This window comes from Variovorax sp. PvP013 (assembly GCF_050435945.1).
GTDB lineage: Bacteria > Pseudomonadota > Gammaproteobacteria > Burkholderiales > Burkholderiaceae_C > Variovorax.
The window spans coordinates 1-21,004 of record NZ_JBNDLF010000019.1 but is presented as its reverse complement, the minus strand read 5'-3'; the positions used below and the strand labels follow the sequence as shown (position 1 = coordinate 21,004).

At 69.4% G+C, this 21,004-nt stretch carries 21 protein-coding genes and 3 tRNA genes; 3 read left to right on the top strand and 21 right to left on the bottom strand.

Annotated elements, in window-relative coordinates; all coding sequences use genetic code 11:
* From ABID77_RS22380 to glyQ, 17 genes are all read right to left on the bottom strand, one after another.
* A partial coding sequence (locus tag ABID77_RS22380; RefSeq protein WP_082519739.1) for a GTP-binding protein occupies window positions 1-94 on the bottom strand: 94 nt, incomplete at its 3' end.
* A gap of 76 nt (window positions 95-170) precedes the next feature.
* A tRNA-Thr gene (locus ABID77_RS22375) sits at window positions 171-245 on the bottom strand.
* A gap of 41 nt (window positions 246-286) precedes the next feature.
* A tRNA-Gly gene (locus ABID77_RS22370) sits at window positions 287-360 on the bottom strand.
* Between the two features lie 75 nt (window positions 361-435).
* Window positions 436-521, bottom strand: a tRNA-Tyr gene (locus ABID77_RS22365).
* Window positions 522-610: 89 nt separating this feature from the next.
* A complete protein-coding gene (locus tag ABID77_RS22360) occupies window positions 611-1,318 on the bottom strand; it encodes a uracil-DNA glycosylase (protein ID WP_429600669.1) in 708 nt (235 codons plus the stop codon).
* On the bottom strand, window positions 1,315-2,115 hold the full coding sequence (trpC, locus tag ABID77_RS22355) for an indole-3-glycerol phosphate synthase TrpC (protein WP_429600667.1): 801 nt from the start codon (window positions 2,113-2,115) through the stop codon (window positions 1,315-1,317). The genes ABID77_RS22360 and trpC overlap by 4 nt, the downstream gene beginning before the upstream one ends.
* Window positions 2,116-2,139: 24 nt before the next feature.
* Window positions 2,140-3,192, bottom strand: coding sequence for an anthranilate phosphoribosyltransferase (trpD, locus tag ABID77_RS22350; RefSeq protein ID WP_429600666.1), 1,053 nt, complete (start codon window positions 3,190-3,192; stop codon window positions 2,140-2,142).
* A 37-nt stretch (window positions 3,193-3,229) separates the two neighbouring features.
* The gene (gene ltaE, locus ABID77_RS22345) at window positions 3,230-4,309 is read right to left on the bottom strand and encodes a low-specificity L-threonine aldolase (RefSeq protein WP_429600664.1); all 1,080 of its coding nucleotides are present in this window, start codon (window positions 4,307-4,309) and stop codon (window positions 3,230-3,232) included.
* 13 nt (window positions 4,310-4,322) lie between these two features.
* The gene (locus tag ABID77_RS22340) at window positions 4,323-4,907 is read right to left on the bottom strand and encodes an aminodeoxychorismate/anthranilate synthase component II (RefSeq protein WP_429600663.1); all 585 of its coding nucleotides are present in this window, start codon (window positions 4,905-4,907) and stop codon (window positions 4,323-4,325) included.
* Window positions 4,904-5,311 carry a GxxExxY protein gene (locus ABID77_RS22335; protein WP_429600662.1) on the bottom strand — a complete coding sequence of 136 codons (408 nt, stop codon included), beginning with the start codon at window positions 5,309-5,311 and terminating at the stop codon, window positions 4,904-4,906. Before ABID77_RS22335 ends, ABID77_RS22340 begins: the two co-directional genes overlap by 4 nt.
* Complete coding sequence (gene trpE / locus ABID77_RS22330) at window positions 5,308-6,810, bottom strand: anthranilate synthase component I (protein WP_429600660.1); 1,503 nt, start codon at window positions 6,808-6,810, stop codon at window positions 5,308-5,310. The genes ABID77_RS22335 and trpE overlap by 4 nt, the downstream gene beginning before the upstream one ends.
* A gap of 223 nt (window positions 6,811-7,033) precedes the next feature.
* Complete coding sequence (gene gph / locus ABID77_RS22325; protein ID WP_429600659.1) at window positions 7,034-7,717, bottom strand: phosphoglycolate phosphatase; 684 nt, start codon at window positions 7,715-7,717, stop codon at window positions 7,034-7,036.
* Window positions 7,718-7,746: 29 nt separating this feature from the next.
* Complete coding sequence (locus ABID77_RS22320; protein WP_429600657.1) at window positions 7,747-8,574, bottom strand: M48 family metallopeptidase; 828 nt, start codon at window positions 8,572-8,574, stop codon at window positions 7,747-7,749.
* Window positions 8,575-8,596: 22 nt separating this feature from the next.
* Window positions 8,597-9,364 carry a lysophospholipid acyltransferase family protein gene (locus tag ABID77_RS22315; RefSeq protein ID WP_429600656.1) on the bottom strand — a complete coding sequence of 256 codons (768 nt, stop codon included), beginning with the start codon at window positions 9,362-9,364 and terminating at the stop codon, window positions 8,597-8,599.
* Window positions 9,361-9,957 carry a D-glycero-beta-D-manno-heptose 1,7-bisphosphate 7-phosphatase gene (gmhB, locus tag ABID77_RS22310; protein ID WP_429600654.1) on the bottom strand — a complete coding sequence of 199 codons (597 nt, stop codon included), beginning with the start codon at window positions 9,955-9,957 and terminating at the stop codon, window positions 9,361-9,363. The genes ABID77_RS22315 and gmhB overlap by 4 nt, the downstream gene beginning before the upstream one ends.
* A 46-nt stretch (window positions 9,958-10,003) precedes the next feature.
* The gene (gene glyS, locus ABID77_RS22305) at window positions 10,004-12,202 is read right to left on the bottom strand and encodes a glycine--tRNA ligase subunit beta (RefSeq protein WP_429600652.1); all 2,199 of its coding nucleotides are present in this window, start codon (window positions 12,200-12,202) and stop codon (window positions 10,004-10,006) included.
* A 5-nt stretch (window positions 12,203-12,207) separates the two neighbouring features.
* Window positions 12,208-13,125 carry a glycine--tRNA ligase subunit alpha gene (gene glyQ, locus ABID77_RS22300; RefSeq protein ID WP_429600651.1) on the bottom strand — a complete coding sequence of 306 codons (918 nt, stop codon included), beginning with the start codon at window positions 13,123-13,125 and terminating at the stop codon, window positions 12,208-12,210.
* A 193-nt stretch (window positions 13,126-13,318) separates the two neighbouring features.
* On the opposite strand from glyQ, the gene ABID77_RS22295 reads away from it, so the two are divergent.
* Genes ABID77_RS22295 through ABID77_RS22285 form a run of 3 tightly spaced genes read left to right on the top strand, consistent with a single transcriptional unit; the run spans window position 13,319 to window position 16,010 of the window.
* A complete protein-coding gene (locus ABID77_RS22295; protein WP_429600649.1) occupies window positions 13,319-14,305 on the top strand; it encodes a diacylglycerol/lipid kinase family protein in 987 nt (328 codons plus the stop codon).
* Window positions 14,302-15,183, top strand: coding sequence for a metallophosphoesterase family protein (locus ABID77_RS22290; protein WP_429600647.1), 882 nt, complete (start codon window positions 14,302-14,304; stop codon window positions 15,181-15,183). Before ABID77_RS22295 ends, ABID77_RS22290 begins: the two co-directional genes overlap by 4 nt.
* Window positions 15,180-16,010 carry a phosphatase PAP2 family protein gene (locus tag ABID77_RS22285; RefSeq protein ID WP_429600646.1) on the top strand — a complete coding sequence of 277 codons (831 nt, stop codon included), beginning with the start codon at window positions 15,180-15,182 and terminating at the stop codon, window positions 16,008-16,010. Before ABID77_RS22290 ends, ABID77_RS22285 begins: the two co-directional genes overlap by 4 nt.
* Window positions 16,011-16,149: 139 nt before the next feature.
* Here ABID77_RS22285 and ABID77_RS22280 read toward each other — a convergent pair whose 3' ends face one another.
* The 4 genes from ABID77_RS22280 to ABID77_RS22265 form a co-directional block, all read right to left on the bottom strand.
* Window positions 16,150-17,220 carry a type II asparaginase gene (locus ABID77_RS22280; protein ID WP_429600644.1) on the bottom strand — a complete coding sequence of 357 codons (1,071 nt, stop codon included), beginning with the start codon at window positions 17,218-17,220 and terminating at the stop codon, window positions 16,150-16,152.
* A 162-nt stretch (window positions 17,221-17,382) separates the two neighbouring features.
* Entirely contained in the window at window positions 17,383-19,092 is a 1,710-nt protein-coding gene (gene lnt / locus ABID77_RS22275; RefSeq protein ID WP_429600642.1) for an apolipoprotein N-acyltransferase, read from the bottom strand.
* Window positions 19,089-19,967, bottom strand: coding sequence for an HlyC/CorC family transporter (locus ABID77_RS22270; RefSeq protein ID WP_429600640.1), 879 nt, complete (start codon window positions 19,965-19,967; stop codon window positions 19,089-19,091). The genes lnt and ABID77_RS22270 overlap by 4 nt, the downstream gene beginning before the upstream one ends.
* A 68-nt stretch (window positions 19,968-20,035) precedes the next feature.
* Window positions 20,036-20,620 (bottom strand): GNAT family N-acetyltransferase, encoded by a 585-nt coding sequence (locus ABID77_RS22265; RefSeq protein WP_429600671.1) that lies wholly within the window; start codon window positions 20,618-20,620, stop codon window positions 20,036-20,038.
* Between the last annotated feature and the right edge of the window lie 384 nt (window positions 20,621-21,004).

The following is a 21,004-nucleotide window of genomic DNA, read 5'->3' as shown; positions in this document are numbered from 1 at the left end:
TCGCCGCCGTCAGCGTCGTCTTGCCATGGTCCACGTGGCCGATCGTGCCCACGTTCACGTGGGGCTTGGTGCGGGTGAATTTACCTTTTGCCATTCTCGACTCCGAAAATTAACTGGTTCAACAACACGTTCATATGGGGTTGCAGCGTCCATGTTGCAACCCCGAAATCTGGTGCCCTTTGCGGGAATCGGACCCGCGACCTCTCCCTTACCAAGGGAGTGCTCTACCACTGAGCCAAAAGGGCATGGCTTCGAAAAGCCTGAAACTCACAAACGAACGGACCCGTGGAGCGGGAGACGGGAATCGAACCCGCGTCATTAGCTTGGAAGGCTAGGGTTCTACCATTGAACTACTCCCGCATTTCGATCCCTCGCCACATGGCAGGCATCTCGTGCACTTGCATTCAAAGCGTCCTGAAATCCGTTTCGCTTCGCTGGTGGAGAGGGCTGGATTCGAACCAGCGTACTCGTAAGAGGGCAGATTTACAGTCTGCTGCCATTAACCACTCGGCCACCTCTCCGGCGAATCGCGGAATATAGCATAACTCTATGACTCCGCGCGACTTTCGATCGTCAGCGGGCGAATTCTACACGGGTCGCCGGCACGTTCTCAGTAGCCATGCGCTTCACGCCAGGCTTTCGCCTCGCCGAAGTGGCCGCAGCCGATGAAGGGCAGCGGTGGGCGCAACGCCGAGAGGGGCGAGGGATGGTTGGCCACCAGCACCTTGTGCCGCTGGACGTCGATCAGGGCCTTCTTGCTCTGGGCATGCGAGCCCCACAGCATGAAGACGACGTCGCGTTCGCCTTCGGCGATGTGGCGGATGACGGCGTCGGTCAGCACCTCCCAACCCTTTCCGGCATGGCTGGCCGCCTGGCCCTCCTCCACCGTCAGGCAGGTATTCAGGAGCAGCACGCCGTGCCGGGCCCACTGGACCAGGCTGCCGCCGGGGTTCGGGAACTTCGGCGGCGGCGTGCCCAGGTCGCGTTGCAGTTCCTTGAAGATGTTGCGCAGCGACGGTGGCAGCGGCACGCCAGGGGCGACCGAGAACGCCAGGCCCTCGGCCTGGCCACGGCCGTGGTAGGGGTCCTGGCCGAGGATCACGACCCGCACGTCCTCGGGCGGCGTGAGTTCGAGCGCCCGCAAGGGCTGCGGCGGGAAGACGACGGCACCCGCCTCCAGGCGCTCCTGCAGGAAAGCCCGAAGCCGGGTGCCGGCAGGTTCGGCGAAGAAGGCGTCGACCAATGGCCGCCAGCCCGGCGCCACGGGCCAGTCGGCCGGATCGGCATTTGCAAGCTGGGTCGGTGCAGGTGCGGTCATGAAAACAACTCCGCCAGCGCCGTGCCGGGATCGCCCGCGCGCATGAAGGCCTCGCCGACCAGGAACGCCTGCACGCCGGCTTCGCGCAGCCGGGCGACGTCGTCGCGCGTGCCGATGCCCGATTCGGTGACCAGGACACGGTCCGACGGGACGCGCCCGCGCAATGCCAGCGTGGTCTCGATGGAGACCTCGAAGGTGTTGAGGTCGCGGTTGTTGATGCCGATGAGGGGCGTCCTGAGCTTCAGTGCCCGGTCGAGCTCGGCGCCGTCGTGCACCTCCACCAGCACGGCCATGCCCAGGTCGCGGGCGATGGCCTCGAAGTCCTCCATCTGCGCGTCGTCGAGGCAGGCGGCGATCAGCAGCACGGCATCGGCACCCATCGCGCGCGATTCGTAGATCTGGTAGGGGTCGACCATGAAGTCCTTGCGCAGTACGGGCAGGTCGCACGAGGCCCGGGCCTGCTTCAGGAAGTCGACGCTGCCCTGGAAGAACTGCCGGTCGGTCAGCACCGACAGGCACGCCGCGCTGACCGCGCCGTCGCCCTCGGCGTAGCTCTGGGCGATGTCGGCGGGCTCGAAGTCCTCGCGCAGCACGCCCTTGCTGGGGCTGGCCTTCTTGACCTCGGCGATCACGGCGGCCTGGCCGGCGGCGATCTTGCGGCGCAGCGCGCCCTCGAAATCGCGCGTGAGCACGCGGCTCTCGGCGTCGAAGCGCATGGCCTCGAGCGACCGGCGGCGCCGGGCGTCGGCGACCTCTTCGTGCTTGACGGCCACGATCTTCTTCAGGATGTCGGACATGTTCGGTGCTTTCCTTGATTCTCTTCAGACCGCCCCGGCGGCCGTCGGGGCCGACAGGGCGCGGGTAACGTCGACCAGCCGGGCCAGCCGGGCCCGGGCCGCGCCGCTGTCGATGGCCTCGCGGGCCTTCGCCACGCCCGCGGCGATGGAGTCGGCCACCCCGGCCGCGTACAGGGCGGCGGCAGCGTTGATGACCACGATGTCGCGCGCCGGGCCGGGCACGCCGTCGAGCACGCCGCGCAGCATCGCCATCGACTGCTCGGGCGTCTCCACGCGCAATGCGCGGTTGCTCGACATGGCGAGGCCGAAGTCCTCGGGGTGCAGTTCGTACTCGCGGATCTCGCCGCGATAGAGTTCGCCCACCAGCGTGGCCGCGCCCAGCGAAATCTCGTCCATGCCGTCGCGGCCATAGACGACCAGCGCATGCTCGGCGCCCAGGCGCTGCAATGCGCGCACCTGGATGCCCACCAGATCGGCATGGAACACGCCCATCAGGATGTTGGGCGCGTCGGCCGGGTTGGTCAGCGGCCCGAGGATGTTGAAGATCGTCTTGATGCCCAGTTCCTTGCGCACCGGCGCGACGTTCTTCATCGCCGGGTGGTGGTTGGGCGCGAACATGAAGCCGATGCCGACCTCGGCGATGCACCGGGCGATGCCCTCGGGCGACAGGTTGATCTGCACGCCCAGCGCCTCGAGCACGTCGGCGCTGCCGGACTTGCTGCTCACGCTGCGCCCGCCGTGCTTGCTGACCTTGGCGCCGGCCGCCGCGGCGACGAACATGGCGCAGGTCGAGATGTTGAAGGTGTGCGAGCCGTCGCCGCCGGTGCCCACGATGTCGACCAGGTGCGTGCGGTCGGCCACCGGCACCTTGGTCGAGACCTCGCGCATCACCTGCGCGGCGGCCGTGATCTCGCCGATGGTCTCCTTCTTGACGCGCAGGCCGGTGATGAGCGCCGCCATCATGACCGGCGAGCACTCACCGCTCATGATGAGCCGCACGATGTGCAGCATCTCGTCGTGGAACACCTCGCGGTGCTCGATGGTGCGCTGCAGGGCTTCCTGCGGTGTGATGGGCATGGGTCGTCTCCGGATCGGGTGCGGGATGTGGCGGCGCTCAGGCGGCCAGGAAGGTGCGGATGGCCTCCGCCGCCGCGTCCACGCCGGCCACGTCGACGTCGAGGTGGGTGACGAAGCGCAGGCGGTAGAGGCCGGTGGCCAGGATGCCGCGCGCGGCCAGGAAGGCCAGCAGGTCGGCGGCACGGGCCTGGGCCGGGCCTTCGAGGTCGACGAACACGATGTTGGTCTGCGGCGGTTCCACGCGCAGGCCGTCGATGCCCGCGAGGCTGTCGGCCAGGCGCTGGGCCAGCGCGTGATCGTCGGCCAGCCGCGCGACGTGGTGGTCGAGCGCGTGCGACGCGGCCGCCGCGAGCGACCCCGCCTGGCGCATGCCGCCGCCGGCCATCTTGCGGATGCGGTGGGCGCGCGCGATGAAGTCCTTCGAGCCGCACAGCGCCGAGCCCACCGGCGCGCCCAGACCCTTGCTGAAGCACACCGAGACGCTGTCGAAGCACTGGGCGATGCGGCGCGCCTCGGCGGCCACCGACTGGGCGCGGTCGCCGACGGCGAGCGTGCCCGCGCGCTCGGCCTGGGCCGTGGCGGCGTTGAAGAGCCGGGCGCCGTCGAGGTGGCGCTGCAGACCCTTCGAGCGGGCCAGCTCGGTCGCGGCGCGCACGTAGTCGAACGGCAGCAGCTTGCCACCGAGCGTGTTCTCCAGCGCCAGCAGGCGGGTGCGGGCGAAGTGCGCGTCGTCGGGCTTGATGGCCGCCTCGATCTGCGCCAGTGGCAGGGTGCCGTCGCCGGCATGGTCGAGCGGCTGGGGCTGCACGCTGCCGAACACCGCCGCGCCGCCGCCCTCCCAGCGGTAGCAGTGCGCCTGCTGGCCGACGATGTACTCGTCGCCGCGTCCGCAATGCGCGAGCACGGCGCACAGGTTGCTCTGCGTGCCGGTGGGCATGAACAGCGCCGCCTCGAAGCCCAGCAGCGCGGCGATCTTCTCCTGCAGCGCGTTGACGCTCGGGTCGGCGCCGAAGACGTCGTCGCCCAGCGGGGCGGCGGCCATGGCCTCGCGCATCGCCGTGGTCGGCTGCGTGACGGTGTCGCTGCGCAGGTCGATGGTGGGACCCAGGGCGGTCATCGGCGGTGCTCCTTCAGTCGAGGAAGTTCTTGAGCATGGCGTGGCCGTGCTCGGTGAGGATCGATTCCGGATGGAACTGCACGCCTTCCACGCGCACCGCGTGGGCGAAGCCGGTGTGGCGCACGCCCATGATCTCGCCGTCGTCGGTCCAGGCGGTGACGGCCAGCTCGGGCGGCCGGCTCGCGCGCTCGATCGACAGCGAGTGGTAGCGGTTGACGGTGAAGCGTTCCGGCAGGCCGGCGAAGACGCCCTCGCGCGTGGTGGTGATCTCGCTGGTCTTGCCGTGCATGAGCTGCTGCGCGCGCACGATGGTGCCGCCGAAGGCCGCGCCGATCGCCTGGTGGCCCAGGCACACGCCCAGGATCGGCAGGGTGCCGGCGAATTCGCGGATCGCATCGACCGAGACGCCCGCCTCGGCCGGCGAGCACGGCCCGGGCGAGACCACCAGCCGCTGCGTGCCCGCCGCGATGCGCTCGCCGATCTGCGCGAGCGTGACCTCGTCGTTGCGCACCACCTCGACCTCGGCGCCGAGCTCGCCCAGGTACTGGACGATGTTGTAGGTGAAGCTGTCGTAGTTGTCGATCATCAGCAGTTTCATGGCTTCGCTCCGATCCGGTGCACGCCCTTGACCACCGGGAACACGTTGAAATTGATCAGCAGCCCCAGGCGCTGGCCCGACAGGCGCACCACCGCCTGGGCCTGCATGCGGTGCAGGTCGTCGAGCGCGTCGACCGCCCGCACCTGCACCACCATGGCCTGCTCGACGACGAAGTCGGCCCGGCCGGCCTCGCCCAGCGGCCGGCCCTTGTAGGCCGCCGTCACCGCCACGTCGCGTTCGAAGCCGATCTCGCGCTCGGCCAGCTCGACGGCCAGCGCCGCGGCATACACCGCGCCCGGCAGCCCGGTGCCCAGCACGCGCTGGACCTCGACGGCGGCGCCGATGATCTCGTGCGAGAAGTCGCCGGAGGGCGTGCCGTGCGGCTGCGCGTCGCCGGCCGTCATTCGAGCCCTTCCTCGACCAGCTCGGCGGCGCGCAGCAGCGCGCGCGCCTTGGCCTCGGTCTCCTTCCACTCCAGCTCCGGCACCGAGTCGGCCACCACGCCGGCGGCGGCCTGCACGTGCAGCACCTGGTCCTTGACGATGCCGGTGCGGATCGTGATGGCGACGTCCATGTCGCCCGCGTAGCTGATGTAGCCGCAGGCGCCGCCGTAGAGGCCGCGCTTGACGGGCTCGAGCCGGTCGATGAGTTCCATCGCGTGCACCTTGGGCGCGCCGGTCAGGGTGCCGGCCGGGAAGGTCGCCTTGAGCACGTCGATGGCGGTCATGCCGTCCTTGAGCGTGCCCTCGACGTTGCTCACGATGTGCATCACGTGGCTGTAGCGCTCGACCGCGAAGGCCTCGGTCACCTTCACGGTGCCGGTCTTGGCGATGCGGCCGATGTCGTTGCGCGCCAGGTCGATGAGCATCACGTGCTCGGCGCGCTCCTTGGGGTCGTTGACCAGTTCGTGCTCGGCGGCCTTGTCGAGCTCGATCGAGGCGCCGCGCGGGCGCGTGCCGGCGAGCGGGCGGATCGTGACCTTCTGCTCGCCGTCGGCCAGGCGCTCCTGGCGCACCAGGATCTCCGGCGAGGCGGCGACGACGTGGAAGTCGCCCAGGTCGTAATAGAACATGTAGGGCGACGGATTGAGCGAGCGCAGCGCCCGGTAGAGCGACAGCGGCGACTCGGTGAAGCGCTTGCTGATGCGCTGGCCGATCTGCACCTGCATGAAGTCGCCCGCGGCGATCAGCTCCTTGGCGCGCTCGACGGCGGCGATGTAGTCGGCCTTGGCGAAGGAGCGCTCGGGCGGGTGGGACTGCGTCGGCTTGACCTGCGGCGCGCTGACCGAGTACTTGAGCTGCTCGCGCAGTTCGCGCAATCGGCGCTTGGCCACGGCATAGGCCTCGGGCTGGGCCGGGTCGGCATAGACGATCAGGTAGAGCTTGCCCGAGAGGTTGTCGATGACCGCCAGCTCCTCGCACTGCAGCAACAGGATGTCGGGACAGCCGAGCGTGTCGGGCGGGCAGCTGTCCTCCAGCTTCTTCTCGACGTAGCGCACCGCGTCGTAGCCGAAGTAGCCGGCCAGCCCACCGCAGAAGCGTGGCAGTCCCGGGCGCAACGCGACCTTGAAGCGCTGCTGGTAGGCGGCGATGAAATCGAGCGGATTGCCCTCGGCGGTCTCGACCACGCGGCCGTCGGTGACGACCTCGGTGCGCGCTGCGGCGCCGAAGCCGCTGGCGCGGATCAGCGTGCGCGCGGGCAGGCCGATGAAGCTGTAGCGTCCGAAGCGCTCGCCGCCGACGACGGATTCGAGCAGGAAGCTGTACCTGCCGCCGTCGCGGGCGTGGGCCAGCTTGAGGTAGAGGGACAACGGGGTCTCGAGGTCGGCGAAGGCCTCGACCATCAGCGGGATGCGGTTGTAGCCCTGCGCGCTGAGGCTCTTGAATTCGAGTTCGGTGATCACGGATGGGGTCTTCCTGGACCGGCGGGCGCTTCGAGGATCGCGGGCCGCCGGCGGTGTCGTTCGGGGAATGCGGTGCCGCTGCGGGAAGGAGCGAGACCTCGGGCGCACGGCGTGCGCCGTGCCATCAGATGGGCAAGGACGATGGCTTGCGCCAGGGCCAGGCTCCCCGGCTGCCTGGGCCTGTCCGAACGACGTGGGTGGGAATGCGCATGGAGGGGCGAGTTTAGCCGAGCGTTTTCGCGCTGCCCAGTGCATCCAGCGCCGCGAGCGTGTCGAGGAAACCGTCGGCATCGACCTCGCGCACCGGCTCGCCGTGGTTGTAGCCGTAGGTCACCAGCACCACGGGGCAGCCGGCGGCGCGGGCGGCGCGGGCGTCGTTGCTGGAGTCGCCGACCATGAGCGTGCGTGCCGGTGTGCTGCGAAGCGCCTCGCAGGTCTTCAGGAGCGGCAGCGGATCGGGCTTCTTGCGCTCGAAGGCGTCGCCGCCGAAGACCACCTCGAAGAAGGCGTCGAGCCCCTTGGCGGCGAGCAGCGGCCGGGCGAAGGCGCCGGGCTTGTTGGTCAGGCAGGCCAGCCGCAGGCCGCGATCGCGCAGCAGGCGCAGACCCTCGACCGCGCCGGCATAGACGACCGAATGCCGGCCGTTGAAGGTCTCGTAATGCCGCTGGTAGCCGTCGAAGGCGCGGTCGTAGAGCACATCGGGCGCCGCCAGGTGGCGCAGCACGGATCGCACCAGGTGCTCCGAGCCCTTGCCGACCATCGCCTCGACGACGCGCGCATCGACGGCGGGCAGCGCCAGGTCGGCCAGCATGGCGTTGAGCGCGGCGGTGAAATCGCCCAGGGTGTCGACCAGGGTGCCGTCGAGGTCGACGATGGCGGCGTCGAAGTGTGCGAGATCGAGTGTCATGCGTCCGAGAATAGCCGGGGCGGCGCCCCTCACCAGCGCGGGACGGTCTCGTCCTTGAGTTGCCGGCGCAGCGCGGCGTAGTCGGGCATCACGGCGGCCACGGTGGCCCAGAAGCGTGGGCTGTGGTCCATCACGCGCAGGTGGCTGAGTTCGTGGACGACGACGTAGTCGACGACGTCCGGATGGAAGTGCATCAGCCGCCAGTGCAGGCGGATCGCGCCGCTCGAGCTGGCGCTGCCCCAGCGGGTCGCCGCGTTCGACAGCGCCAGCTGCTTCCACTGCACGCCGATGCGCGGCGCGAAGTGGTCGAGCCGCTCGGCGAACAGGCGCCGCGCCTGCCGCATCAGCCAGGCGCGCGTGGCGTCGCGGATGAGTTCGGGCGCGGCGTCGGACGCGAGCGCGAGCCGCAGCACGCGGGGCGAGGCGGCATCGCCGGGCGGAACCTCGTCGAGCGTCGCACCACCGCCACCGCCACCGCGTCCGGCGGTGCGCAGCGGATCGAGCCGAACCACCACCGGCCGACCCAGCAGAGGAAGGACGGTGCTGTCGTGCCAGTCGATGCGCGCGGCCTCGATGCGGTCGTGGCGCTGGCGCGTCTCGGCAAGCTTGCGCAGGATCCAGCCGGCCTTGTCGCGCACCGCCTGGTCGACGTCGTCCAGGGCCACCCAGCGCGGCGCCCGCACCGACAGGCCGTCGGCGCCGATCACGAAGCCGATGGTGCGGCGCGCGCCGCGCGTGAACTCGTAGGCGACCCGGGACTCGCCGAGCAGCGCCTCGCGCGTGGCGCGCGGGTGGACGAAGTGCGCCGCCTCGGGCGCCTTCGACAACGCCGTCAACGTGTCGCGTCCGCGGCCCATCGCGTCGTGCCCGTCGTTCCCGTCATGCGGTGTAGGCCTCGGGATCGAGCCGGCGCATCTCGCCCTCGATCCATGCCTCGACCTCGTTCATCAGTTCCTCGGCCTTGCGGCCGGCGGTCGGAATGGCCGGGCCGATCGAGACGTCGACCACGCCCGGGTACTTGATGAAGGCCTTGCGCGGCCAGACCCGCGCCGAGGTCACGGCCACCGGGATCACCGGCGCCCCGGTCTGGATCGCCAGGCGCGTGCCACCGTTCTTGTAGACGCCGCGCTGGCCGCGCGGGATGCGCGTGCCCTCGGGGAACATGATGATCCAGATGCCCTGGGCCAGCAGCACCCGGCCCTGCGCCACGACCTTGCTGAAGGCGCGCGCGCCCTGCTTGCGGTCGATGTGGATCATGTCCAGCCGCGCCATGGCCCAGCCGAAGAAGGGCACGTAGATCAGCTCCTTCTTGAACACGTAGGCCAGCGGGTGCGGCATCAGCGTGGGCATCAGGAAGGTCTCCAGCGTCGACTGGTGCTTGACCAGCAGCACCGCGCCGGCGCGCTTCTCGTGCGGCAGGTTCTCCAGGCCGACGACGCGGGTGCGGATGCCCAGGATGACGCGCGCGCCGGCCATCGCCCAGCCGAGCCAGCGCTCGGCCATCCAGTAGAGCGGCTCGCCGCGCCGCCAGATCGACGCCACGACCATGATGATCCCCCACGGCATCACCGTGACAAGCATCCACGCCATGTGCACTACCGAGCGCACGAAGGCCGCGAGCGTCGCGGCCGCGCCGGGGCGACTCATCGCTCGGCCGCCTGCTGCGCGGCGACGTCGGCCGCGTGCCGGGCCTCGCGCGCGAGCAGGAAATCGACGAAGGCCGGCAGGTCGGCGTGGACCCGCGTGGCGGCCGGGTACTCGGGCGGCAATGGATCGACGCCGCGGCACGCCGCGCCCATGCCGGTGAGCAGCAGGTGCGGCTCGCAGCCGGCCGCGGCGCCCGCCTGCACGTCGCGCAGGCTGTCGCCGGCGGTGGGCACGTCGGCCAGGTCGATGCCGTAGCGCTCGCCGATCTGGTGGAACAGCCCCGGCTTCGGCTTGCGGCAGGCGCAGTCCTCGTCGGGGCTGTGCGGGCAGTAGAAGACCGCGTCGACACGGCCGCCGACGGCCGCGAGCAGCTTGTGCATCTTGGCGTGCATGGCGTTGAGCGTGGCGACGTCGAACAGTCCGCGGCCGAGGCCGGATTGATTGGACGCGATGACCACGTGCCAGCCGGCATGGTTGAGCCGGGCGATGGCTTCGAGGGCGCCGGGCAGCGGCGTCCATTCGACCTCGCTCTTGACGAAGTCGTCGCGGTGCAGGTTGACGCTGCCGTTGCGGTCGAGGATGACGAGTTTCATGGCGGACGGGCTGGCGCGCAGGACCATGGGCGGTTCGGGGCGGCCGTCAGGCCGCCAGCCGCTCCAGTTGCGCCACGCGGTTCATCGCCGCGTGCAGCATCTTGAGCAGGCCCAGGCGGTTCAGGCGCAGGTCGATCTGTTCGGCGTTGACCATCACGTCGTCGAAGAAGGCGTCGACCGGCTCGCGCAACGCGGCCAGGGTCTGCAGCGAGGCCGTGTGGTCGCCGGCCTCGAACTGCGCGTCGGCCACGGGCAGCACGCGCGCCATGGCGGCGTGCAGGGCCTTTTCCGCCGGCTCCTGCAGCAGCAGCTCGCTGACGTGGGCGTCGGCTTCGGGCGACTTCTTCAGGATGTTGCTGATGCGCTTGTTGGCGGCGGCGAGCGCCGGCGCCTCGGGCAGCGCGGCGAAGGCGCGCACGGCGGCCAGCAGCCGGGGCACGCGGCCCAGGCGTTGCGGACGCGAGGCGAGCACGGCATCGACCTCCTGCGCGCTGGCGCCCTGCTCGCGCAGGCTGCCGGCGAGGCGGTCGTAGAGGAAGGTCAGCAGCAGCGCCCGGCGCTCGGCGGCCTGGCCCTCGAAGGGCGCGGACGGCGCGGCTTCGTCCGCCGCGCCGGGCAGGTCGGTGGCGGGACGGTCGAAGGCGTCGAAGGCCCGGCCGACCAGCGCGTCGACGTCCAGCGGCAGGTCCTTCTCGCCCAGCATCCGGAGCACGCCCAGCGCGTGCCGGCGCAGCGCGAACGGATCGCGGTCGCCAGTGGGCAGGTTGCCGATGCCGAACATGCCCACCAGCGTCTCCAGCTTGTCGGCCAGCGCCACCACGACGCCGACCTCGCCGCGCGGCAGCGTGTCGCCGGCGAAGCGCGGCTTGTAGTGGTCTTCGATGGCGTCGGCCACGTCGGCATCGAGTCCGTCGTGCAGCGCGTAGTAGCGGCCCATCGTGCCCTGCAGCTCGGGGAACTCGCCGACCATGTCGGTCACGAGGTCGGCCTTGGCCAGCTGCGCCGCCTGCACCGCCTTCGCGGCCAGCCCGGCATCGGCGCCTCCCGCATCGGCCAGCTGCCGGGCGATGCCCTGCGCGATGCGCATGACCCGCTCGACGCGCTCGCCCTGCGTGCCCAGCTTGTTGTGATAGACCACCTTGCCCAGCGACTCGACACGCGAGGCGAGCGTCTTCCTGCGGTCTTGGTCGAAGAAGAACTTGGCGTCGGCCAGGCGCGGGCGCACCACGCGCTCGTTGCCGCCGATCACGGCGCTGGCGTCGTCCGGCGAGATGTTGCTGACGACGAGGAAGCGGTTGGTCAGCCGCCCCGACGCGTCGAGCAGCGGGAAGTACTTCTGGTTGGCCTTCATCGTCAGGATCAGGCACTCCTGCGGCACTTCCAGGAACTCGGGCTCGAACTCGCAGACCAGCACGTTCGGCCGCTCGACCAGCGCGGTGACCTCGTCGAGCAGCGCGGCGTCGTCGATCGGCCGCGCGCCGCCGCCGATGCGCTGCGCGGCGGCGTCGAGCTGGCGCGCGATCTCGGCGCGGCGCTCGGCGAAGCCGGCGATGACGGCGCCCTCCTCGGCGAGCTGACGCGCGTAGGCGTTGGCATCGGCCAGCACGACGGGGTCGACCTTCGCCTCGAAGCGGTGGCCGTGCGTCTCGCGACCGGCCTTCAGGCCCAGCGCCTCGACGGCGACGACGTCGGCACCGTGCAGCGCGACCAGGCCGTGCGCCGGGCGCACGAAGCTCACGCTGCTCCAGCCGGGCAATTCGCAGCCCGATTCGAGCTGGTAGCTCATCACCTTGGGGATCGGCAGCCTGGCGATGGCCTCGGCCAGGGCCTTCTGCAGGCCCTCGGCCAGGGTTGCGCCGCGCGCGGTGCTGTCGTGGAAGAGCGCCTCACCCTTGCCGTCGGGCGCGCGTCGCAGCGCGGGCACGGCGGTGGCGTCGGCGCCGAGCGCCGCGAGGCGCTTGAGCAGCGCCGGCGTGGCGTTGCCGGCGGCGTCGAGCCCCACGGAGACGGGCATCAGCTTCTGCGAGACGGCCTTGTCGGCGGCCCGCTCGGCGACGCCGGTGAGGTGGGCGCCGAGCCGGCGCGGCGAGGCATAGGCGGTGAGCGTGGAAGCCGCGTCGGCCAAGCCCTGCGCGACGAGCTGGTCGCGCAGCACGCCGGCGAAGGCATCGCCCAGTTGCTTCAGGGCCTTGGGCGGCAGTTCCTCGACGAAGAGTTCGACGAGCAGGTTCGATGTCATGGTCATGGTCTTCAGGCCGCCTTCTTGGCCGGGAGCTTGGGCATCTGCGCGACCCATTCGCGCGGCGCCATCGGGAAGCCCAGCCGTTCGCGGCTGTCGTAGTAGCTCTGCGCGACGCCGCGCGCGAGGTTGCGGATGCGGCCGATGTAGGCGGCGCGTTCGGTCACGCTGATGGCGCCGCGCGCGTCGAGCAGGTTGAAGCTGTGCGCGGCCTTGAGCACCTGCTCGTAGGCCGGCAGGGCGAGCTGCGCCTCCATCAGGTGGCGGGCCTGTTTCTCGTGGGCGGCGAAGGCGGTGAACAGGAACTCGGCGTCGCTGTGCTCGAAGTTGTAGGTCGACTGCTCGACCTCGTTCTGCTTGTAGACGTCGCCGTAGGTGAGGCCCTCGGTCCAGGTCAGGTCGTAGACGTTGTCCACGCCCTGCAGGTACATCGCCAGGCGCTCCAGGCCGTAGGTGATCTCGCCCGTGATGGGGCGGCAGTCGATGCCGCCGACCTGCTGGAAGTAGGTGAACTGGGTCACCTCCATGCCGTTGAGCCAGACCTCCCAGCCCAGGCCCCAGGCGCCGAGCGTCGGGTTCTCCCAGTCGTCCTCGACGAAGCGGATGTCGTTCTTCTTCAGATCGAAGCCCAGGGCGGTCAGCGAGCCGAGGTAGAGCTCCAGGATGTCGGCCGGCGCCGGCTTGAGCACCACCTGATATTGGTAATAGTGCTGCAGGCGGTTGGGGTTCTCGCCATAGCGGCCGTCCTTGGGGCGGCGGCTGGGCTGCACGTAGCCGGCCTTCCAGGGCTCGGGGCCCAGGGCGCGCAGGAAGGTGGCGGTGTGCGAGGTGCCGGCGCCGACCTCCATGTCGTAGGGCTGCAGCAGCGCGCAGCCCTGATCGGCCCAGTAGGACTGGAGGGTGAGGATGATTTGCTGGAAGGTCAACATGAGGAGACAGCCGATGCGGGATCGGGCTTTGGAAGGACGGCGGCGGGACGGACCCGCGAAGGGCGCGATTTTACGGGCCGGCTCGCGGCACGGGGCGCCGCTCTCCCACAGACGCCCGGGGCGCCGCCTGCTGCCTGCGGAAAGCCATGGACGGCATAACCTGCGTTCCGCCCCGCGCTTCCCGACTCTTCCCATGCCCACCCTGTCCGCCCCCATCGTCCGACCGGATACGCCGCTGTTGGTCGTGCTCAACGCCGGATCGGGCCGCTCCGACACCAACACGGTCCGCCAGGAGATCGAGGCGACCTGCGAGGCGGCCGGCCGGCCGCTGCGGATCTTCCTGATCGACGGGCCGAACCGCGCGCAGGCCCTGGCCAGGGAGGCGGTGGAAGGCGCGCGCGCGGTCAACGGCATCGTGGTGGCCGCCGGCGGCGACGGCACCATCAACACGGTGGCGCAGGCCACGCTGGGCAGCGGCTGCGCCTTCGGCGTGCTGCCCCAGGGCACCTTCAACTACTTCAGCCGTGCCAACGGCATCCCGGCGGAGACCGGCGCGGCGCTCCGGGTGCTGTTCGACGAGCGTCCGCGCGAGGTGCAGGTCGGCATGGTCAACGACCGCGTCTTCCTGGTGAACGCGAGCATGGGGCTCTATGCCGAGCTGCTGGAGGAGCGCGAGGCCTTCAAGCGCGAGTACGGCCGCAGCCGCTTCGTGGCCTTCGGCGCGGCGTTGATGACGATGCTGCGCGGCCATCGCCAGTGGGACCTGCACCTGGCGTTCCACGGCACCGAGCGCGACATCCGCACGCCGACGCTGTTCGTCGGCAACAACCCCCTGCAGCTGCGCCAGGTCGGCCTGCCGGAGGCGGAGCAGCTGGAGAACGAGCGCCTGCTGGCGGCCGTGGCGCTCGAGCCGTCCGGGGCGTTCGGGCTCGCCGGGCTGCTGCTGCGCGGCGCGCTCGGGCGGCTGGGCGCGTCCGAGAACGTCACCAGCTTCGCCTTCGAATCGCTGACGGTGAAGCCGCGCGGCACGGTGTCGAGCAGGAAGCCCCGCCGCGTCAAGGTGGCCACCGACGGCGAGCTCGGCTGGCTCGACATGCCGCTGCTGTTCCGCGTGGCGCCCGAGCCGCTGTGGCTGATCCGCCCCGAAGTCGCACCCGAACTGGAGGCCGCCAAGCAATGAACGCGGCGCCGCTGCTGCTGCAGATCTCCGATCCGCACTTCGGCACCGAGGTGCCGACGGCGGTGCGCGCGCTCGAGCGGCTGGTGCACGAGCAGTCGCCCGACGTGGTGGTGTTCTCCGGCGACATCACGCAGCGCGCGACCCGCGCGCAGTTCGACGCCGCGCGCGCCTTCGCCGACCGCCTGGGCGCGCGCGCCATCGTGGCGATCCCGGGCAACCACGACATCCCGCTGTTCCAGCTCGGCGTGCGGCTGCTGAACCCCTACGCGCGCTATGCGCGTGCCTTCGGCGACGACCTGGAGCCGGTGTTCGAATCGGACGCCTGGCTGGTGATCGGCGTCAAGACGACGCGCCGCTACCGCCACGAGGACGGCGAGGTCTCGCCCGCGCAGATCGAACGCGTCGCCGGACGGCTCGCGCGCGCCCGTCCGGGACAGGTGCGTATCGTCGTGACGCACCAGCCGGTGCTGGTGACGCGGCCCGAGGACGAAGCCAACCGGCTGCACGGGCGCGACGCCGCCGTCGCGCGCTGGTCGGCCGCGGGCGCCGACCTGGTGCTCGGCGGCCACATCCACCTGCCCTTCGTGCGGCCGTTGCAGGGCGCCTTCGCGGACTGCCCGCGCGCGATGTGGGCGGTGCAGGCGGGCACGGCCGTGTCGACGCGGCTGCGCTCCGGGCAGCCGAACTCCGTCAATCTGGTGCGGCAGTCGGCCGGCGACGGTGCCGACGCCTCGTCGTCCGGGCGGCGCTGCACGGTCGAGCGCTGGGACTGCCCGACGGGCGACGACCGTTTCGTGCGGGCCGCGTCGCACGATCTGGTGCTGGACGCCTCGGACGGCCATGCCGCCGGGCGCCCCGGAACGGACTCAGTGCGATGAACGAATCCTCGTCGCTCGTCGAATGGGCCCAGCGCCTCGGCCCGCATGCGCTGGCGGCCTTCCTGATCCTGCTGGCGGTATCGACCACGGCCGGCGGCGCGGTCTTCGCGCTGTCGCGGCGACGCCGGCTGCGCGCGGCGGATGCGCGGACCGAGCCCCGGCCGGACAGCCTGCTGGCCGGACTGGGAATCGGCTTCGGCGGCATCGTGCTGGCCGCCGTCCTGTTCGCCTGGATCGCCTGGCAGATCGCGCCGGGACGCTCCCTGGGCCTGGCCGACCAGGCACTGGCCGATGCCATCGGCCTGCACCTGCCCCGTGCCGCGCTGCGGTTCTTCGCCGGCTTCACGCACGTGGGCGATCCGTCGACCTTGATCGCGCTGGCGGCGGTCGTCGCGGTCCTGTTGTGGCGGGTGCAGCAGCGCGTCCTGATGGCGGGATGGCTGCTGGCCCTGGCGGGCAACGCGATCCTCAATCCGTCGCTCAAGCAGATCTTCGAGCGCGTCCGGCCGGTGCACGACCACGGTTTCGCGCTGGCCACCGGCTACAGCTTTCCGAGCGGTCACAGCTCCGGCGCGATGGTCACCTACGGCATGCTGGCATACCTGGCGCTGCGCCTGCTGCCGCCGCGCTGGCACGTTCCGGTCGTGATGGTGGCCATCGCCATGGTCCTCACCACGGCTTGCAGCCGCGTCTTCCTGCAGGTCCACTTCGCCAGCGACGTCGCCGCCGGCCTGCTCTCCGGCGCCGCGTGGCTCACCGTGTGCGTCATCAGCCTGACGCACGCCGAACGCCGCCGGGCACGACGTTCATCAGAAGCCCCTCTCTAGCCGCCAGCGGTCTGCAGGCCGAAGGCCGCACCGCGTTCCAGGGCATGGCGGGACCGGCTCCGCCGGCCCGCTCATGCCGCCCCCCGGCAAGGGGGGAAGGCGAAGGCGACACGCAGTGCGCCGCAGCCTGGGGGGCGAGTCAATACTCCCAGAAGATGCGCTGCAGTTCCTTCGTGTCGCGCGTCTTCGTCATGGCCACCATCGCCAGGATGCGGGCCTTCTGCGGGCGCAGGTCGTGCGCCACGACCCAGTCGTACTTGTCGTCGGGCTGCTCGGCGTTGCGGATCACGAAGCCGTCGGGCACGCGCGAGGCGCGGATCACCACGATGCCGTCGGCACGCACCTTCTGCAGGCTCGGCACGATGCGGTCGGCCACCGAGCCATTGCCCGGGCCGCCGTGGACCAGTGCCTGGATGCCGCTCTTGCCGAGCGCGTCGATGGCGGTCGAGGCCACGCCCTCGTAGCCCATGGCGATCTGCACCGGCGGCAGCGCCGTGATGGTGTCGATGTCGAACTCCGAGTTCATCGTGTGGCGCTTGACCGGCGCGCGGAACCAGTAGTTGCGCCCCTCCACCACCATGCCCAGCGAGCCCCACTGGCTGACGAAGGCGCTGGGCTTGATGTTGAAGTTCTTGCTGACGTCGCGCCCGCTCTCGATGCTGTCGTTCATGGTCAGCAGCACGCCCTTGCCGCGGGCGTCCTTGCTGCCGGCCACGCTCACCGCGTCGTACAGGTTGAGCGCGCCGTCGGCCGACAGCGCCGTGCCGGGTCGCATCGAGGCGACCATCACGATGGGCTTGTCGGTGTGGACCGTGAGCGTGAGGAAATAGGCGGTTTCCTCGACCGTGTCGGTGCCGTGGGTGATGACGATGCCGTCGACATCGGGCTGCTTGGCCAGCGCCGAGACGCGCTTGGCGAGCGTGAGCAGGTTGTCGTCGGTCAGGCTCTCGGAGGCGACCTGGAAGACCTGCTCGCCCTTGACGTTGGCGACCTTGGAGAGTTCGGGCAGGCCGGCGATGAGCTTGTCGACACCGACCTTGGCCGCCGCGTAGGTCGCGCTGTTGATGGCCGAGGCGCCGGCGCCGGCGATGGTGCCGCCGGTCGCGAGGATGGTGACGTTGGGCAGCGCGGCCTGTTGGGCCTGGACCAGGGTGACGGCCGAGAGGCACAGGGCTGCGGCGAAGATGCGAAGACGTTGGCGAGGATGCATGAGGAAATCCATGAGGAAGGATGAGGTCGGAATGCCGAGCGACACGCGCAGACCCCATGCCTGCCGGCGCCACGCGGCGGCGCGAGGTTAAACCCCTTTACCGTCCGGCACGACGCACCGTCACGGGTCGGGACCGCACCCGGCCCGCTCACCCCGATGCGATTAGCGTGCCAGCGTCTGTCGGCGATGCGCCAGCACGCCCAGCGCCACCACTGCCAGCGTTGCCCCCCACAGCGGCCACAGGCCGAAGCGCGACACCCACAGCGCGAACGGCGTGAAGTTGCCACGCCCCTCCACCGTGGCCGCCAGCACCCCCCGTGTGAGCCGGGGCAGCTCCTGCGCGACCCGGCCCCGGTGATCGATCACCGCCGTGGCCCCGGTGTTGGTCGCGCGCACCATCGGCCGCTCGAACTCGAGCGATCGCATGCGCGAGATCGCCAGATGCTGGTCGATGGCGATCGAATCGCCGAACCAGCCGATGTTGCTGACGTTGAGCAGGATCGTCGGCGCCCGGGCAGGATCGCGGAAGTTGGCGCCGATCTCGTCGCCGAACAGATCCTCGTAGCAGATGTTCGTCGCGATGCTCTGCCCGTGCCAGACGAACGGCGCCTGCGCGAGCGCACCGCGATGGAAGTCGCCCAGCGGGATGTTCATCAGGTTCGTGAACCACCGGAACATCGAGGGCACGAATTCGCCGAAGGGCACCAGGTGGTGCTTCTCGTAGCGGTAGGGCTCACCGGCACCGGGCTTGAAGCCGAGCACGGCGTTGCGGTAGTCGCCATAGTCGATCTGTCCGGGACCGACCGGCACCGGCGCGGCGCTGCCCTCGCCCTCCAGGGGAATGCCCACGATGGCCGCCTGATCACCGCTCGCATAGCGCGCCGCGATGGCGTCCACATAGCCTTCGGGCAGTTGCGATGGCAGCAGCGGCAATGCGGTCTCGGGGGTGATGACGAGCGATGCCGTGGCGTCGCGCAGCTGGACGCCGTACCACTCGAGGGCCGTGTCGATCCCAGCGCCGATGACGAACTTTTCGTCCTGAGGGATGTTGCCCTGAAGGAGTTGGATGTCGACGGTGCCGCGCGAGTCGGCCGGCGCATCGGGCGCGGAGCGCATCGCGGCAAGCCCGATGGGCGCGAGCAGCAGCGCGACGACCCAGGCGACGGGCGCCCCCGAGGACCGCAGGAAACCGGGGCCCGTCGACGCAGGGCCCATGGACGACGCCGATCGGAACGACGTCGTGACGAACGACCGAACCGTGAGTGCTCCCAGGGCCGCGACCATCGCCGTCACGGCACCGATGCCGTAGACGCCGATCCAGGGCGCGTAGCCGGCGAACGGCCCGTCCAGATGCGCGTAGCCACCCGCCCCCCACGGAAAACCAGTGAACCAGCTGTTGCGCAGGAGTTCGGCCAACGTCCAGAGCGCCGCGAAGAACAATGCCGCGCCGGTGCGGCTTCGCTTCGAAGAGAACGCAACGAAAACCCCGCAGGCAGCGGCGTAGTACAGGGACAGGCCCGCAGCCAGCGCCAGCACCGCCATTACCGCCAGGGGTGCAGCGAGTCCGCCATAGACGTGCAGGGAGATGAACAACCACCAGAACGTGCCGCACAGCCAGGCGGTGGCGAACAGCCATCCTTGCGATGTGGCACGCAGCCAGCGTCCCGGCCGGAACTCGCCACGCACTCCATCCAGTTGCCAGACCAGGATGGCCAGCGAGATCACCTGCAGCCACCAGACCGGCCGACCGGTCCAGGGGGCCGCGACGGACAAGGCTTGCGCCCATCCGGCCAGTCCGAGGCCAACGATGCGGAGCAGGAGAAATCTGGCGACGGGCAGCGCGCCGCCCGATGCGACTGGAAGGGTGTTCAATCCGCTGCGCCGGTGCCACGCGCGGGCGACACCCTGAACCAGCGCACCGCGCCGCCCTTGGTATGCAGCACGACGAAGTCGAAGCCACCCAGCGCGTGGTGTTCGCCCTTCTTGGGCACGTGACCCATCTTGTGGGCGACGAGCCCGCCGATGGTGTCGAAATCCTCGCTCAGATCGTCCGCGTCGAGCGTGATGCCGAAGGCCTCGGCCACGCGCTCGATGGGCGTGTCGCCGGAAACCCGGTAGGTGTGATCGGCCAAACCGAAGATGTCGCCCTCGTCCTCACCGATGTCGAACTCGTCCTCGATCTCGCCGACGATCTGCTCCAGCACGTCCTCGATGGTGATCAGTCCCGCCACGCGGCCGAACTCGTCGATCACGATCGCTAGGTGATTGCGATTGCCACGGAACTCACGCAACAGGTCGTTCAACCCCTTGCTTTCCGGCACGAACGCCGCCGGTCTGAGCAGCGCCCGGATGTTGAGTTCCGGTGCGCGCTGCAGCTTGAGCAGGTCCTTCGCCAGGAGGATCCCGATGATGTTTTCCTTTTCCCCCTCGTACACCGGAAAGCGCGAATGGGCCGTGTCGATCACGGCATGCAACAAGGCCTCGTAGGGCGAGTCGATGTCCACCAGATCCATGCGGGGCGCAGCCACCATCACGTCACCGGCCGTCATGTCGGCCATCCGCAGAACCCCTTCGAGCATGACGCGCGACTCGGCACCGATCACTTCGTTTTCCTCGGCATCGGCGAGGGTTTCGATCAGTTCGTCGCGCGAATCCGGCCCGGGATGGAGAAACTCGGCAAGTTTCTGTAGGAAGCTGCGTTTGTCTTCCCGTTCGACGGGAGTGCGTTCAGGATGAGGATCGGCCACTGCGTGAGGGCGGAGTTAGGGAAAGGCGAGGATAACGGATTGCGTCCTCGGTCCTATGAACCAGGACATCAGGGCGACGACTTGCTGCGTGCGTCACGCAACCCACTGCGTATTTCCTGTAGCCCGGCCAAGAACGACCAGAACTGCTTCGCCCGTGTCTTCAGCTGGAAATCGACCTCGGCAAAATGCTCGAGCGCAATTTCGCTCAGGTGCGTGTCGAGTGTTGCAGAAGGGAGTTGCAGATGTGCCTCCGACTCCGAGCCACTCCGCACGACTGTCGCGCCAGCTTTCCGTGCGATCTTCAACATCGCCGCGTTCTCGCTCAAGGCATGGATGAACATCATGCCAACCCCTTCGTTACGCGCCACAACCACAGCACGCTCGAACAGTCGTGATCCGTAGCCGCGGCCACGAGCACTGGCAGCGACCGACACCCCGAACTCCGCGCAATCACTGTGCTGGTCAGGGGGTGCAAATGCCAGATGGGCAATGGCGATCAGATCGAGTCGGCGGTTGTAGATGCCGAAAAGCTCGTCACGTTCGAAGTCGAGTGCATCGACGTACTTCTGCACCTGCTCGTCGGATGCAGCATAGCCAAAGCGCAGGTAACGATCTGCAGGTGCCAGATCCAGCAGATGACGCCCGATCCTCATGCGTTCCCGAGGTCCGATCGACCGAATGGGGACGATGACTTGGGCAGGTACGGCGACAGCAGGTGATTGGCCGTCAATCACTGACAACTTGAGACTTGCCTGACTCCCCGACAAAAATCTCAAGAGAGCGGACATGAACATCATTGAGCAAATATAAGGGTTTTTACTTATATTTCAAGGTCATTCGTCACATCTGAAAGCACTTGCAGAAGTGTCGTTAACGTCCTACAGCTTGAAGATACGCCTTCGACGAGTTGACCCCGTTCTGCGCAATCCTTTGCAACTTCCATTCCCCAATGAAGAAAGCCCAGATGCTTACGCATCTGGGCTTTCTAGGCTGTAAGAGCCTGACGATGACCTACTTTCACACGGGAACCCGCACTA